Genomic DNA, 14,545 nt, shown 5'->3' on the forward strand with positions numbered 1-14,545 from the left:
AAGTGCTGCAACGAACTTGGCGTCATGCAATCGCGGGCCCGGGTCGGATCCTCGGCTGACAACGCCCTCGCCGAATCGTTCAACGCCACGCTCAAACGAGAAGTCCTGCAAGGACGCCGGACCTTCGCGAACGCATTGGAGGCTCGCTTCCAGGTCGAGTCCTGGATCACCGATTACAACACGACCCGGAGACACTCGTCTCTGGGCCAGATCTCACCGATCGACTACGAACAACGGCAAGCTAGCCTCGCCATCGCCGCATAGGACGGTGTCAACACCAAAGGGGTAAGCCCCGGCCCGCACCGCCTCATCCTGTGGGTCGGCGACGCCGACCTGGCCGACGCCAAGCCCGTGACCTGGCCGCTGGTCAAATCGGGCACGGTCGACCTGTTCCGGCCCTTCCCCATCGGCATCGACCCGAGAGGCCAGGCGGTGACCGGTGAGCTGATGTTCACCAACTGGCTCATCGGCTCGATCCCCGGCATGGGCAAGACCTTCCTGCTCATGCTCCCGGTCCTCGCCGCCGGACTCGACGAGCGCGCCGAGGTCCAGGTCTTCGAGCTCAAAGGCACCGGTGACCTCGCCTTCGCCGAGCAGTACGCCACCCGCTACGCGAGCGGCTTCGACGACGAGGAGATCGAGGCCGCCCTGATCGCCCTGCGTGACCTGCGGGCCGAGTGCAAGCGGCGGGTCCGCATCATCAAGAACCTCCCTCGGGACCTGTGCCCGGAGAACAAGGTCACCCCGGAGCTGGCGAGCCGCAAGGACTTGGGGCTGCACCCGCTTGTGGTCGCCATCGACGAGTGCCAGGAGCTGTTCAGCCACCCCGAGTACGGCAAGGAGGCCGCCGAGCTGGCCGAGAAGATCGTCAAGCTCGGACGCGCACTCGGCGTGATCCTTCTCCTCGCCACCCAGCGCCCCGACAAGGACTCACTACCCACGGGCGTCTCGGCGAACGTGGGAACGCGGGCGTGCCTGCGGGTGATGGGCCAGGTCGAGAACGACATGATCCTCGGGACGTCGGCCTACAAGAACGGCGTGAGGGCCACGATGTTCACCAAGCGCGACCGGGGCGTGTTCTACCTCGTCGGCGCCGCCGACGAGCCGCTGATCGTCAAGGGCGCGTTCGTCGACGGCCCCAAGGGTGAGGCCATCGCCGCCAGAGCCCGTGCCCTGCGCATCGCCCGCGGCACGCTCGCCGGGCACGCCGCAGGCGAGACCACTGAGGCCGCCAAGCCCGCCCATGACCTGCTCGACGACCTCGCGGCCGTGTGGCCCGCCGGTGAGGCGAACGTGTGGAACGCCGAGCTGGTCGACCGCCTCGCGGTCCTGCGCCCCGAGGTCTACGGGCCGTGGGCGGCCCTGGCCGATGAGGACAAGACCGAGCAGTTGACGGGCGCGGTCAAGCCCTACGGGCTCGCCTCCAAGGGGGTCTTCCGCCGCATCGAGGGCAAGGCCGTCAACCGGCGCGGCCTAGCCCGCGCCGACCTCGACACCGCCCGAGGCGGCCGCTCGGGAGGCCGATAAGGGCCGCTAGCGCTAGCGGGCCCGCTGCTATCGATAGCAGGCCCGCTAGCGCCAAAAACCCGCACTGACCAGGGTGCTAGCAGCTAGCACCCTTCCCCGACCTCACCCGAAAACCACTCGAAAGGACCGCTCGTGACCCTCTCCCTGACCGCTATCGCCTTCCTAGCCTTCGCCGCCGCCATCTACGTCCTCCGCTGCTGGGCGTTCCCGTTCGGCACCTGCTGGTGGTGCCGGGGCGACGGCCGCAACGCCTACGGCTACTGCAACGGCTGCCACGGCACCGGCCACCGCGTCCGCCTCGGACGCCGCCTCTACGACCGAGCCCGCGCCGAACACCGACGCGGCACCAACCACCGCTGAGACCGAAGGAGCACCACGCCATGAGAAAGCACACCGACCCGATCCACGAGGCCGAGCGCTCGACGCTTGGCGCGGCGATGCTCGCCGCCGACACCGTCCCGGCCATCGCCGCTGCCGTCGACGCCGCCTCGTTCGACGTCCCGCGCCACGGGCTGATCTGGGAGGCCATCGCCGCCCAGCACGCCGAGGGCCACCCGACCGATCCCGTGGCCATCGCCGCCCGCCTGGCCGACGAAGGCACCCTCACCAAGGCCGGAGGCGGCCCCTACCTGCACGAGCTGTGCGCGGCCGTCCCGACCGCCGCCAACGGCACCTACTACGCCGACATCGTCGCCAAGGCCGCCAAGCGACGGGAGGTCACGGCGCTGGCCGCTCGACTGAGCGCGAACGCCGCCTCCGGCGCCGACCTCGCCGACGTCCTCGCCACCGGCCGCGCCGTCCTCGACAGCGCCACCACCCGCGAGGCATGGCCCGACCCGATCCCGTTCGGACAGCACGGGCACCTGCCCGCCTTCCCTGCTGTCGCCTTGCCCGACTGGGTCGGCGACATGGTCGAGCACGTCGCCGACGCCACCCAGACGCCGACCGACCTGGCCGGATCGGTCGCGCTCGCGGCGCTGTCGACCGCGATGCAAGGCCGCCTGGCCGTCCAGGCCGGGCCCGACTGGGTCGAACCGGCCAACCTGTTCACCTGCTGCGCGCTCCCGCCCGGCAACCGCAAATCCAGTGTGTTCGCGGCGATGATCCGGCCGATCCTCGACGCCGAAGCCGAGCTGGCCGACACCATCCGGCCCCAGATCATCGAGGCCGTCATCGAGGCCGACATCGCCAAGCGGGCCGCCGAGCAGGCCACGGCCGCCGCCTCCAAGTCGCCCAGCGACCCGGACGCGATCAACGGGGCCAAGAGGGCCGCGCTCGACGCCGAGGCCATCGCCATCCCTGTCGAGCCCAAGCTCGTAGCCGACGACATCACGCCCGAGGCCGCCAAGTCCCTGCTCGCCGAGCAGTCCGGCCGCCTGGCGATCCTGTCGGCCGAAGGCGGCATCTTCGCCACCATCGCAGGCCGCTACTCCGGCGTGCCCGACCTGGACGTGTTCCTCAAAGGCCACGCCGGAGACCTGCTACGCGTGGCTCGCAAGTCCGCGCCGGCCGAATACATCCCCAACCCGGCCCTCACGCTCGGACTGGCCGTCCAACCCGAGGTGTTGCGCGAGGCCGCGCGCATGCCCGGCTTCGAAGACCGAGGGCTCATGGCCCGGTTCCTGTACTCGCTGCCGCGCTCCACCGTCGGCACACGGAACCCCTGCCCGCCCGCCATCCCCGGCGCTGTGAAGACCGCCTACGCGAACAAACTCGCCGGGATCGTCCACGCCATGCACCACCGCACCGAGGCCGCCGTGTTGGAGCTGACGCCCGAGGCGCGGGTGCGCGTGGTCGACCTCGAACGGGAGCGGGAACCGCGGCTTGGCCCCGGCGGTGAGTGGGAGCCGATTCTGAATTGGGCGAACAAGTGGACCGGCGCGGTGGTGCGCCTCGCCGGGCTGCTGCACCTCGCCGAATACCCGATCTCCGGCCACGCCACGCCGATCGAGGCCGACACCATCGACCGCGCCACGGTGCTGGGCTACTACTTCGCCGACCACGCCATCGCCACCTTCGCCTACATGGGCGTCGACGCCGCCACCGGCCCGGCCGCCGAACTGCTCGACTGGCTGTCCCGCCACGGAAGCCAGGGGATGAGCGTGCGCGAGATGTACCGAGGCGTGCGCGGCCGCCGCAGCCTGCGCACCGCCGACCAGGTCCGCGCCGCCGTCGCCACCCTGGTCGACCACGGCTACCTGCGCGAGCAGCCCCGACCCCGCAGTAAGGGCGGCCGTGGACGATCACCCTCGCCCCGCTACGACCTGCACCCAGACACGGCGATGGCCGGTGGTTTGGCCTCGTAAACCGCCACCGGCCCTCGTCCTCCCGTCCGCCAAGAAGGAAGGAAACACCAGCATGTCACGAGGGACGACCCACCCGACACCCACACGACCGAAGTCAACCAATCTGATGACCCTTCAAGACATCTTCAACGAGCTCGACATCTCCAAGTCGACCTGGAACGACTGGAAGAACAAGGGCCGCGCCCCGAAGCACTTCAAACTGCCCAACGGGCAAGTCAGAGTCCGCCGCGCCGACTTCGAGAAGTGGCTCGACTGCCTCATGGAGGTGAATGCCTGATGCGCTGGAGCCGTAAGGTCACCTTCTGGGATCACGAGATCACCAAACGGAAGAAAGGCAAGACCTACACCGTTCGTTGGACGGTCGACGGTGAGCGCCACCGCGCGCCGTTCCACGGCAAGACCGCCGCCGACGCCTACAAGTCAGAGCTTGTGGTCGCCTTCGGCAACGGCGAAAAGTTCGACGTCGACTCGGGGCTGCCTCAGTCGAAGCTCACCGAGCAGAACCCGATGACCTGGTACCAGCTCACGCTCCAGTACACCGAGGCACGATGGGCGGAGATCGGCGGGCGGCAACGTCAGAGCATCGCCGAAGGGCTGAGCGAAGCCACGCTGGCGTTGCTGACCTCCACCAAACAACGGCCCACGGATGACGAGCTCCGCGCCGCACTGCGACAGTGGGCGTTCGGGGAGCGGATCCAGGGTGACGCTCTGCCCGAGCAGCACAAAGCTACGATCGCATGGCTTGAAGAGAACACGGTCAAGCTGTCCGCCTTCGAAGATGAGCAGACCGGCCCCGCCCTGGCACGCGGGATTCTCGAGCGACTCAGCCGGAAGCAGAACGGGAAGGCCGCGTCGGCGAACTACGCCAACCGCCGCCGCACCACAGTCCACACGATCTTCAAGTACGCGATGGAACTGCACCTGATGCGCGTCAACCCGTTGAAGACCGTGTCATGGAAGCGCGAGCAGAGCGACGACACCGTTGACCCTGCCGTCGTACCCAACCAAGAGCAGATCGAGCGTCTGCTGACGGCCGCTGCGGAGCACAGCGAGATTGGACCGCGTCTTGTGGCGGTCTTCGCCACCATGCGGTTCGCCGGGCTTCGCCCCGAGGAGGCCATCGCCGTTGAACGCGACAACGTCGACTTGCCGCCCGAGGACGAGGACGACGGCAAGCAATTCGGCGAGTTCCGGCTGCACCGCGCCGACTCCCACGCGCCGACCAGATTCAACGACGATCGCAGCAAGCGCCGTAGCCGCCGACGCCTGAAGCACCGCTCAGAGAAGACCGTGCGTCCCGTACCGATCGAACCGAGGCTGGTCGTGTACCTGCGAGAGCACATCCGCAAGTTCGGCTACGGCCCCGGCGATCGTCTCTTCGTCGGCTCCCGACACGGCGTCCTGTCACCCGACCGCATCAACAAGGCTTGGCGACAGATCCGGGCGGACGCGCTGACGGCCGCCGAGTTGAAGCGCGGCCTGGCGCCGACGCCGTACAGCCTCCGGCACGCCTGCGTCTCCGGCTGGCTCGCGGCCAACATCGACCCTGCCCAGATCGCCGAGTGGGCCGGACACAGCATCGAAACCCTGCTCAGGGTCTACGCCAAGTGCATCGACGGCAATGCCAAACGCGCCAAGCGCCGACTTCTCCAGGCTCTCGCCGAGGAAGAGGCGGAGCGGAAAGAACAGGGCGAATCGGCAGGTGAAGGCGGGGGAGAGGCCGGTTAGAAATCTGACCATATTCTGACCGAGGAGCCGGAATCGGCCGTCCCGAGCCGGACTCAACCGGACCCATACCCCTAGCGACAACAACGGCCCTTGACCGGGAAATCCCTGGTCAGGGGCCGTTTTGGCTGGTGTCTGCGGGTGGCGAAAGTGCCCCAGGCAGGATTCGAACCTGCGACGCACGGTTTAGGAAACCGACGCTCTATCCCCTGAGCTACTGGGGCGACGGAAGACGAGTCTAGCCGATGGAGCCGTGCCGTCCGCTCAGCGGTTGAGGGAGGTCACGAAGCGGTCGCCACCGGCATCGCGAACAGCGACCGCCCTCCTGATTCATGACCCCGGACGTCTCATGCTCACGCAAAAGGCATGAATAGCTTGTCAAGGGGTGCCAGCGGATCCCCGAAGCCCTGAACGCGGCACCGTTCCAGCGTCGGGCGTCCTGACCGAGTCCGGCCGGTTTGTGCGGGATATCGTGGCTTCGTTTCGTATTCAAAGCGGCGACGGGAGCCTCGATGCCCGAACAGAACGAGTTCGAACGACGACTGGCGGAGGCGCGGGCGGCTCTGGCGCAGGTGACCGCCGCACCCGAGGAGAGCCAGGCCGAGCCGGTGACGGGCGAGTCGGCGAAGGGCCTCATCGGCGTGACCCTCGGTGTCGACGGCCGGGTCGACAAGATCAGAGTGGATCCCAAGGCGTTCAAGGAGGGCTCCGACTTCATCGCCGAGCACGTGCTGCTCGCGGCCAACGACGCCTTGAACCAGCGGGCCGCGATGGTCGGCACCGACGAGCCCGTCCCCGACCTGGGAGCCGTCGACAAGTCGCTGACCGAGATCCAGGAGTCCTCGCTCGCCCGGTTCCAGGCCATGGAGGCCTCGATCACCCAGGTCCTGGGCAAACTCCAGAGCGGCAGGTGACCATGCCGAAGCAGGGCGCCCAGGAGTCGAGCGTCCTCGCCGTGTGAGCCCTCCGTGCGTGGCGGGGCCGGTGTGCAGTTCGCCACTGCGCAAGGGAGGCAAGCAGGAAGCGCTCCCCGTGCGGCGGCCCGGCGCACTGGGGCCGGGCTAATGTCAATGTCTGTCATGTATCTTGCTGAGGCAGGAGGTCCGAATGTTCGGAGAAGACCAGATTGGGCAGCAGCTCGCCGATTTGCGCGCGACCTATTCGCAGAGACCCGAATCGCTCGGCGGCCAAACTGAGCCGATCATGACCGAGGCGGCCGACGGACGCATCAAGATCACCCTGGGGACCGACGGCCGGTTCGAGCGGATCAAGATGAGCCTCAGCGCGCTGAAGGACGGCCCGGAGGTGCTGGTCGAGGACCTCAAGTCGGGGTTGAACGAAGCGCTCGACCAGCGGCGCGAGCTGACCGTCGCCGGCGGACCCGCCCCCGACATGGGGGCCATGAACGAGAAGTTCGCCCAGATGCAGGACGCGTCGCTGAGGCAGTTCCAGGCCATGAACGACTCGATCGGCGCGCTCATGAGCAAGCTCCAGGGAGGCCGATGACCATGTCGGGCTTCGAAGTCGAACCTGAGACGATGCGGCAGTCCGCCGACGAGCTCGACGTCGCCAAGGACGAAGTGCAGGCGATGCTCGACCAGTTCATCGGGATGGTCGAGCAGTACGCGGACGCCTTCGGCGGCGACACGATCGGTTCGCTGGTCGGTGTCGGGCACCAGTTGTGCGTGGACAAGTTCACCGAATGCCTCACCGCCAACATCGAGGACCTGACCGGCCTCGCGCAGGCGGTCCGCGAGATGGGGGACGACCACGAGACCGCCGACGGCGAGATCGGCGAGAGCTTCAAAAAGCTTCAGGGCGACCTCAAATCGACGTGACCGGCCCGACCCTGAACCATCCCTTGACACAAGGAGCGCACTCTCTTGGGTATGCAACTCCCCTCGGAGCTCATCGGACTGCTGGGCATGCTCGGCTACGAATGGCCCGAATCGGACGAGGAGTCCCTGTTCAATCTGGCCGGTGAGTGGACCGCCATGGCCGACCAGATCTCCGACCGGCTCGAATCACTCGATGCCGCGGCGAGCACCCTGGTGGACAACAACCTCGGCGCCCAGATCGACGCGTTCAGAGCCGAGTGGGACGGTCCCGAGTCCGCGGTCCGGAGCATCGCCGAGGCCATCGACCCGAACAACGAGGTCAACGTCGGGCTGACCATGGCCGCCGGTCTGGTGCTGGCGTTGAAGATCCAGGTGATCGTCCAGTTGGCGCTCCTGGCCTTCCAGATCGCGCAGGCCATCGCCACCGCCGCCGTCACCTTCGGCGCCTCGCTGGCGCAGATCCCGATCTTCAAGCAGATCACCGGGATGATCATCGACCAGCTCATCGGAATGGCTATCGACAGGTTGCTCAGTGCCTAACAACAAAAGGGGGCGCTCCCCCTCTCCCACCGGGCAGGCCGCCCAACCGTTCAGAAGCCTCGCCGAAAGGGCCTGGCAGGCGCCTCCGAAGAAGAAGCGGAGAAGAGGCGGCCGAGGCGGCAACCAAGGGAACAATCGACCGCCCAACAATCCGAATCGGGAACAGGACAAGATCAACGAGCCGGTCAAGAGGCCGCCGGCGGGATTCAAGGACCAAGCGGAATTCGAGGCGTTCGCCAAGAAGTTCAAGGAGGGCCTTGAGAAGGCCGGGTACCCGGACGCCATCCCGTTGCTGGGGGGCAGTGCCACGATCGGCAGGAGTCCGACCAAGGGCCATCCGTTCGACGGAGGGAAGAACCCTGACGGGACGCCCAAGAAGAGCGATTTCGACCTCGCTATCGTGGACCCGAAGCTCGTGGACGACGCGATCAAGGCCGGCGCGGGGGGAAGGAACGGTGACAGGCGGACCGGCGAGCTGACGGATGCCCAGCTCGACAGGCTCGGGCTGAAGGACCTGCGAGACGAACTCCAGAAAACCGCAGGCCGTCCGCTCGGCTTCATGCCGTACCGAGACAAGGAATTCGCGGGCGACCGGCCCCTGGCACCGGTCATGAACCTGGTTCCACCGTATGAACAACTGCCCCGCAAGACGTGAGAGAAAGCGACACCGACATGGAAATCCTGTACGGAATCAGGACCGACGACCCGTTCCCGGTCGCGAAGGCACTTCAATCCTCATTGGGACGCCAGTTCGAGGGCCGGGAGAGCACGTACAAGGGCGATTACTGGCTCAGTGACGAAGGCGGGGCGAAGATCACGGTCCTGGAGTGGATGAGCCCGGAAGGCGATGTCCACGAACCCGACTTCCCCGACTACAAGGTGCTCATCCGCGTCGAGGGGTCGACCCCTGTTCAGGGCATCGCGGGCCTGGAGACCCCCGTCGGCGTCATCGAGCAGCTCAGAGAACTCCGCTGACCGCCTCGGCCGGCCCGCGCGGCGCGGGGGCCGCGCCCGGGATCGCCGACCGCCGGTCGTGGAACCGGCCCACCGGCGGCCTGGCAGGTCCGAGCTGTTGAAGACGATGAACGGTCCGAACCCCCACAGGTTCGGGCCGTTTCCTATGTCCTGATACATCACATGGCGTCCCCGGGTGTCCTCGTTCAGGACATGGCAGGCTCAGGTCTCGGGTCGTCGGCGACCTTCCGGCGTCTGATCTCGGGCATGCCGAAAGCCCGCCCGCCCATCACCGCCGTCGTCCTCGACTCGACGGCCGCCCCGAAGGACCCACCGGACCTGCCTGGCGAAACAGGCCGAACCTTTTGCGGGTTCGACCTGCTGCCGAATCTCGTGAGCGACCACAGTCGAGCTCGGAGCCGCCCGCTCAGCGGTTGAGGGAGGTCACGAACTGGGTGTAGTCGCCGAAGGCGTCCTCCACCCGGTCCGGCGCCAGACTGTACCGGGACAGGAAGTACTCGTGCCTGCGGTCGCGGATCGGGCGCTCCATGATCTTGTCCAGCTTCGCCTCGTCCTGCCCCGTCCAGTTCGCGCCCAGCTGCTCGTACAGCTTCGGCACGTACTCCCACGGGTTCGAGGCGATCGAGGCGTAGTGCACGTCGATCAGCGAGCCCGGCGGCAGGTGCGGGCGGGCCGCGCGGCCCCGCTCGACCGCCGAGGTCAGCAGGTCGAGCCACATCTCGCCGATCGCCTTCAGATCCGGGCGCTTGACGTAGAGCAGGTGCGTCGTCTCCACCAGCGAGCACACCGAGCCCATCACCGTCACCGGGTCCCGGTGCGTCCAGACCACCTTCGCGTCGGGGAAGACCTTCATCAGCAGATCGAGGTGGAACAGGTGCTCCGGCGTCTTCAGGATCCAGCGCTTGCGCGGCCTACCGTGCTGGAGCACCTGGAGCGCCTGCTTGAGGTACCGGTAGTCGTCCGTGAAGTCGTGCTCGTCGAGGAAGGCCCGGTAGCGCGGCATGGTCGCCAGGACCAGATTGTGGAGGCCGTGCGGGAGGATGTAGACGCACTCCTCGGGCTTGTCGGCGCGCAGCGGGTGCATCAGGTCGTACATCGGCGAGAGCCTCTGCAGCGAATCCGTCTGCTTCTGGTCGGCCTTGATCCGCTTCGCGCGGGTTGCCGCGTCGACCTCGAGGTCCGTCCAGTGCAGTTCCCACAGCAGCGGGCCGCGGTGCCCTTCGGAGCGGGCGATGATGTTGTGCGTCAACGTCGTCGCCGTGCGCGGCAGGCCCGTCACGAAGATCGGCGCCTCGATCGGCTCGTCGGCGATCTCGGGGTGCTCGGCGATCAGCTTCTGGATGCGGAAGCGGTTCTCCAGCCGCCCGCGCGACTCGGAGAGCACGCCCTGCCAGCCGAGCGGCGACAGCTTCAGCTCGCTGAAGCACTCGAACCGGAACCGCAGGCCATCGATGAAGGACTCGCTGCCCGCTCGCGTGCCGCCGGTGTTCGCCTCGGCCTGCTCGACGACCTTCCGCCAGGCCCGCTCGGGGTGCTTGCGCCCGCCCGAGACGGGGGCCAGCAGCGCGTTCAGGACATGGGCGGTATTGGAGATGCGTTTCATGGGCGTCCTCATTCCATGGGGGGCAGGGCCAACCCTACTCAAGAACGCCCGATGATCTGAGGGACCCTCATGTGGACTCGGAGAGCGGGACGAGGCGCCGGATCTCCACCGCGGCCAGGCGCGCCGCCTCCGCCGCGTCGTCGTCGGGCTGGCGCTGCGAGCGCCGCTCGGCCTCCACCCGCTGGAGGTAGACCCCCACCTCCTCGGCCCGGCGCACCTCGTCCCAGCCGAGCACCTCGCCCGCCAGCGACGCCGCGTCCATCGCCGCCCGCGTCCCCCGGTCGGCCGTCTCGATCGACAGGCGCAGCCGCCTCGTCAGCACGTCGTCCAGGTGCAGCGCGCCCTCCTCGCCGGCCGCGAACACCACCTCGGCCCGCAGGTACTCGTCGGTGCCCGGCAGCGGACGGCCCAGCTCGGGCCGCTCCGCGACCGAGCGCAGGACCCGCGTCGCCAGGCTCCCGTAGCGCCCGAGCAGCCGTTCCACCGCCCGGACCGGCACCCCGTGGCGGCGCGCCAGCGCCGAGCGGCGGTCCCAGTACGAGGCGAAGCCGTCCGCGCCCAGCAGCGGCAGCAGATGCGTCCCACTGCCCCGCACCGCCCCGCCGAGCCGCGCGGCGGCCCGGTCGATCGCGTCCCGCGCCATCACCCGGTACGTCGTCAGCTTCCCGCCCGCCACGAACAGCACGCCCGGCTCCGGCTCCACGACCGCGTGCGTCCGGCTCAGCTTCGAGGTCTCCTCGGTCTCCCCGCGCAGCAGCGGCCGCAGCCCCGCGTAGACGCCCTCCACCATGCTCACGTCCAGGCGCCGCCGCAGGACCTCGCTCGCCTGCTGGAGCAGGTACGCCACGTCGCCGGCCGAGGCCGCCGGGTGCGCCAGGTCGAGACGCCAGTCGGTGTCCGTGGTGCCGATGATCCAGTGCCCGCCCCACGGGATGATGAACAGGACGCTCCACTTCGTCCTCGTGATGACGCCCGCGTCCCCGTCGATCGCCTCCCGCGGCAGCACCAGGTGCACGCCCTTCGACGCCCGCACCGCCATCCCCATCGGCTCCGGCAGCATCCGCGCCAGCTCGTCGCTCCACACCCCCGCCGCGTTGACGACCGTCGAGGCCCGCACGCGGTGCCGCTCACCGGTCTCCACATCCAGCACCTCGACGCCGCCGACGCGCCCGCCCTCCCGGACGAAGCCCACCGCCTCGGCCGAGGGCACCACCGCCGCGCCCAGCGAGGCCGCCGTCCGCGCCAGCGTCACCACCAGCCGCGCGTCGTCGACCTGCCCGTCGTAGTACCGGATCGCGCCGCGCACGTCGGCGGCCAGATCCGGGAACACCCGCCGTGTCGCCTCCCGGCCCAGGTGCCGGTGCCACGGCATGTTGCGCTCGGAGCCGAGCGCCGTCGCCAGTACGTCGTAGGCCGCCACGCCCGAGCCGTAGTACAGCCGCTCCCACACGTCCTTCACCGGCAGCAGGAACGGCACCGGCCGCACCAGGTGCGGCGCCAGCCGCCCCGCCAGGAGCCCCCGCTCGGTCAGCGCCTCGTGCACCAGCCCCAATTCGAGCTGCTCGAGATAGCGCAGACCCCCGTGCACCAGCTTGCTCGACCGCGACGAGGTCCCCGAGGCCAGATCCCGCGCCTCCACCAGCGCCGTCCGCAGGCCGCGGGCCGCCGCGTCCACCGCCGCGCCCGCGCCGGTCGCGCCGCCCCCGATCACCAGCACGTCGAACCGCTCGGTGCGCAGCCGCTCCAGATCGGAGCGTCGGCGCTCCGGCGAGAGCCGCCCGCGCTCCGAGCGGGGCCGAACGGTGGACTTGCGCATACCGCAACGATACTCAAAATGGCGTGGCCTGGGGATGCGTCACGCCTGCGCCGCTTCGGTAACTTGGTGAGGTGCCTCCTTCCCTCCGACGGCGCCTGCAGCGGCTCACCGCCCTGGCCCAGCACATCGAAGGACGGCTCACCCTCCCGGTGGTGATCGCCGTCTGCGCCTCCATACCGGCGGTGTTCCTGACCATCTGGTCGAACGGGGAACTCGCCCTGGCCGGGAAGATCGTCGGCTGGGCCGCCGGCGCCGTCCTGTGGGCCGAAGCGCTCATCCTCCTGCTCGCCGCCGAGCACAAGCTCCGCTGGCTGGCGCGCCACAAATGGATGCTGCTGGTCTGCGCGCTCACCCTCCTCAGCCTCGTCGTCGCCACCGGCGGCGGCCAGATCCTGCGCCTGCTCTACGTCATCGGCTCCATCCGCATCCTGCGCGCCAACCGGATCTTCACCGCCGCGCAGGTGCTCAACCGCCGCTTCGGCCTCGGCGTGTGGTGGCGCTCGGCGCTGTTCACCGCCGCCGGGATCGTCGCCGCCGTGTTCGTGGCCGTCGTCCTGGCCGACCCCACCGCCGAATACGTCAAGCTCCTGTCCTGGCTCGACCACAACCTCCAGATCATCCCGATCGTCCTGGCCGGCGCCATCCTCGCCGTCGCGACATGGCTCGTCGCCCGCAGCCGCGCCGAAGCGAAAGAGGAGGAGGGCGAATGACGTAGGGTCGGTGGCGTGGATACCGACGTCATCACCTTGTCCGGCCTGCGGGTGCACGGCCGCCACGGCGTGTTCGACCACGAGCGGGAGGCGGGGCAGGACTTCATCGTCGACGTCGCGCTGACCGCCTCGACCGCGAAGGCCGCCGCCACCGACGACCTCGCGCACACCGTCGACTACGGCGCGCTCGCCGACACGCTCGCCGACATCGTCTCCGGGGAGCCGTGCAAGCTCATCGAGACCCTCGCCGAGCGCCTCGCCGCCGCCTGCCTCGAAGACCCGCGCGTGCGCAGCGCCCGAGTCACCGTCCACAAGCCGCAGGCGCCCATCGCGCACCAGTTCGCCGACGTCTCGGTGACCATCGAACGGGCACGGCGATGAGCCGCGTCGTCCTCAGCCTCGGCTCCAACCTCGGCGACCGCGAGGCCAATCTCGCCGCGGCCGTCGCCGCGATCCGCCCCGAGGCCGTCTCGGACCTCTACGAGACCCCGCCGTGGGGCGGCGACGACGAGCAGCCCGCCTACTACAACGTCACCGCCATCGCCTCCGACCCCGACCGGGGCGCCGAGGAGTGGCTCGAACTCGCCGGAGACCTCGAGATCGGGGCCGGGCGCGTCCGCGACCCCGAGCGGCCCTACGGCCCGCGCACCCTCGACGTCGACCTCATCGCCGTCTGGGACGACGAGGGCCGGCCCGTCCACCGCGCCGAGCCCCGCCTCGAGCTGCCCCATCCGCGCGCCCACCTGCGCGCGTTCGTCCTGGTGCCCTGGCTGGCGATCGACCGCGACGCCGAGCTCCCCGGCACCGGCCGCGTGCGCGATCTGCTGCGCGACGAGAGCCTCGCCGCGGACGCGCGCGCATTGCGCAGGCTGCACCCGCTATGGTCGGAGCATCATGAGTGACGACAAGCACGGTCCCCAGCCGAGCCTGCGGCCGACGGCACCGTCCACGATCGGGGTGTGCGCCCTCGGCGGCGCCGCGCTGACGATGCTCCTCGTCGCTCGCTACTACCAGCAAGCACCCGACCTCGCCTGGTACAACTCCGTCGCCATCCTCGCCCTGGCGGTACTGCTGGCCTGGCTGGCGTGGAACACGAAGAAAACGCTGAACCCGGGCGCGCGGCAGGCGCGCGCCGAGACCGCGGACGGGGCCGAGGCCCGATCGCGGACGGGGACCCTCCGCGGCCCCGAGCACGCACTACAGATCGCCAGGTTCGCCGTCCTCGCGAAGGCCGCCGCCATCGGCGGCGCCGCCTTCTTCGGCGCCTACCTGGGGTTCGCCATCTGGCTCGCGGTGCAGAGCGACCGCCTCCAAGCCGCCTCCGACGACCTGCCGGGGGCCGTCCTCGGCGCCGTCTCGTGCGCGGCGCTGACCGCCGCGGCGCTCTGGCTCGAGCACTCCTGCAGGATTCCCCCCTCGCAGGAGGACGAGGACCACTCGTCCGGATAGCCGAACCCCGGCCTTCCCCATCCGGTACATCCCGCATATGCGCGTTATGAGGTGCG

Annotated in this window: 18 protein-coding genes and 1 tRNA gene; 16 read left to right on the plus strand and 3 right to left on the minus strand. The window is 69.2% G+C overall.

Features of this window, described 5'->3' with window-relative positions; translation table 11 throughout:
• From YWW_RS33040 to YWW_RS34565, 6 genes are all read left to right on the plus strand, one after another.
• Positions 1-264 (plus strand): integrase core domain-containing protein (locus YWW_RS33040; protein WP_035705106.1); only part of this gene is annotated, 264 nt, incomplete at its 5' end.
• A gap of 87 nt (positions 265-351) precedes the next feature.
• On the plus strand, positions 352-1,527 hold the full coding sequence (locus tag YWW_RS33045; RefSeq protein ID WP_051326308.1) for an ATP-binding protein: 1,176 nt from the start codon (positions 352-354) through the stop codon (positions 1,525-1,527).
• Positions 1,528-1,659: 132 nt separating this feature from the next.
• Complete coding sequence (locus YWW_RS0125280) at positions 1,660-1,887, plus strand: hypothetical protein (RefSeq protein WP_026932258.1); 228 nt, start codon at positions 1,660-1,662, stop codon at positions 1,885-1,887.
• 20 nt (positions 1,888-1,907) lie between these two features.
• A complete protein-coding gene (locus YWW_RS0125285) occupies positions 1,908-3,833 on the plus strand; it encodes a YfjI family protein (RefSeq protein WP_026932259.1) in 1,926 nt (641 codons plus the stop codon).
• 106 nt (positions 3,834-3,939) lie between these two features.
• On the plus strand, positions 3,940-4,110 hold the full coding sequence (locus tag YWW_RS35530; protein WP_081687770.1) for a helix-turn-helix transcriptional regulator: 171 nt from the start codon (positions 3,940-3,942) through the stop codon (positions 4,108-4,110).
• Positions 4,110-5,561, plus strand: coding sequence for a tyrosine-type recombinase/integrase (locus tag YWW_RS34565; protein ID WP_026932260.1), 1,452 nt, complete (start codon positions 4,110-4,112; stop codon positions 5,559-5,561). Before YWW_RS35530 ends, YWW_RS34565 begins: the two co-directional genes overlap by 1 nt.
• A gap of 148 nt (positions 5,562-5,709) precedes the next feature.
• Here the strand turns inward: YWW_RS34565 and YWW_RS0125300 are convergent.
• Positions 5,710-5,782: transfer RNA gene (locus tag YWW_RS0125300), tRNA-Arg, on the minus strand.
• A 288-nt stretch (positions 5,783-6,070) separates the two neighbouring features.
• On the opposite strand from YWW_RS0125300, the gene YWW_RS0125305 reads away from it, so the two are divergent.
• The 6 genes from YWW_RS0125305 (at position 6,071) to YWW_RS0125330 (ending at position 8,911) form a co-directional block, all read left to right on the plus strand.
• Positions 6,071-6,472 carry a YbaB/EbfC family nucleoid-associated protein gene (locus YWW_RS0125305; protein ID WP_026932261.1) on the plus strand — a complete coding sequence of 134 codons (402 nt, stop codon included), beginning with the start codon at positions 6,071-6,073 and terminating at the stop codon, positions 6,470-6,472.
• Between the two features lie 193 nt (positions 6,473-6,665).
• Positions 6,666-7,064 carry a hypothetical protein gene (locus YWW_RS0125310; protein WP_026932262.1) on the plus strand — a complete coding sequence of 133 codons (399 nt, stop codon included), beginning with the start codon at positions 6,666-6,668 and terminating at the stop codon, positions 7,062-7,064.
• Positions 7,065-7,066: 2 nt separating this feature from the next.
• A complete protein-coding gene (locus tag YWW_RS0125315; RefSeq protein ID WP_035705108.1) occupies positions 7,067-7,396 on the plus strand; it encodes a WXG100 family type VII secretion target in 330 nt (109 codons plus the stop codon).
• Positions 7,397-7,441: 45 nt separating this feature from the next.
• Positions 7,442-7,936 carry a WXG100-like domain-containing protein gene (locus tag YWW_RS0125320; RefSeq protein ID WP_026932264.1) on the plus strand — a complete coding sequence of 165 codons (495 nt, stop codon included), beginning with the start codon at positions 7,442-7,444 and terminating at the stop codon, positions 7,934-7,936.
• Positions 7,929-8,591: a hypothetical protein gene (locus YWW_RS0125325; protein ID WP_026932265.1), complete on the plus strand. Its 663-nt coding sequence runs from the start codon at positions 7,929-7,931 to the stop codon at positions 8,589-8,591. The genes YWW_RS0125320 and YWW_RS0125325 overlap by 8 nt, the downstream gene beginning before the upstream one ends.
• A 17-nt stretch (positions 8,592-8,608) precedes the next feature.
• Positions 8,609-8,911, plus strand: coding sequence for a hypothetical protein (locus YWW_RS0125330; RefSeq protein ID WP_155830408.1), 303 nt, complete (start codon positions 8,609-8,611; stop codon positions 8,909-8,911).
• 406 nt (positions 8,912-9,317) lie between these two features.
• On the opposite strand, the gene YWW_RS0125335 is transcribed toward YWW_RS0125330, so the two are convergent.
• Together YWW_RS0125335 and YWW_RS0125340 are read right to left on the minus strand one after the other, a co-directional pair.
• Positions 9,318-10,514, minus strand: a complete 1,197-nt coding sequence (locus tag YWW_RS0125335) for a sulfotransferase family protein (RefSeq protein ID WP_026932267.1) — start codon at positions 10,512-10,514, stop codon at positions 9,318-9,320.
• A gap of 67 nt (positions 10,515-10,581) precedes the next feature.
• Positions 10,582-12,330: a glycerol-3-phosphate dehydrogenase/oxidase gene (locus YWW_RS0125340; protein ID WP_026932268.1), complete on the minus strand. Its 1,749-nt coding sequence runs from the start codon at positions 12,328-12,330 to the stop codon at positions 10,582-10,584.
• Positions 12,331-12,401: 71 nt separating this feature from the next.
• Between YWW_RS0125340 and YWW_RS33055 the strand changes: the two genes are divergently transcribed.
• From YWW_RS33055 to YWW_RS0125360, 4 genes are read left to right on the plus strand one after another with little or no spacing between them, the layout of a single operon-like run.
• Positions 12,402-13,040, plus strand: a complete 639-nt coding sequence (locus YWW_RS33055; protein ID WP_051326309.1) for a hypothetical protein — start codon at positions 12,402-12,404, stop codon at positions 13,038-13,040.
• A gap of 15 nt (positions 13,041-13,055) precedes the next feature.
• Entirely contained in the window at positions 13,056-13,421 is a 366-nt protein-coding gene (gene folB, locus YWW_RS0125350; protein ID WP_026932269.1) for a dihydroneopterin aldolase, read from the plus strand.
• Complete coding sequence (gene folK, locus YWW_RS0125355) at positions 13,418-13,942, plus strand: 2-amino-4-hydroxy-6-hydroxymethyldihydropteridine diphosphokinase (protein ID WP_026932270.1); 525 nt, start codon at positions 13,418-13,420, stop codon at positions 13,940-13,942. The genes folB and folK overlap by 4 nt, the downstream gene beginning before the upstream one ends.
• Positions 13,935-14,489: a DUF3180 family protein gene (locus tag YWW_RS0125360; RefSeq protein WP_026932271.1), complete on the plus strand. Its 555-nt coding sequence runs from the start codon at positions 13,935-13,937 to the stop codon at positions 14,487-14,489. Before folK ends, YWW_RS0125360 begins: the two co-directional genes overlap by 8 nt.
• Positions 14,490-14,545: the final 56 nt, after the last annotated feature.

The organism is Glycomyces tenuis DSM 44171 (assembly GCF_000427885.1).
GTDB classification, from domain to species: domain Bacteria; phylum Actinomycetota; class Actinomycetes; order Mycobacteriales; family Micromonosporaceae; genus Glycomyces; species Glycomyces tenuis.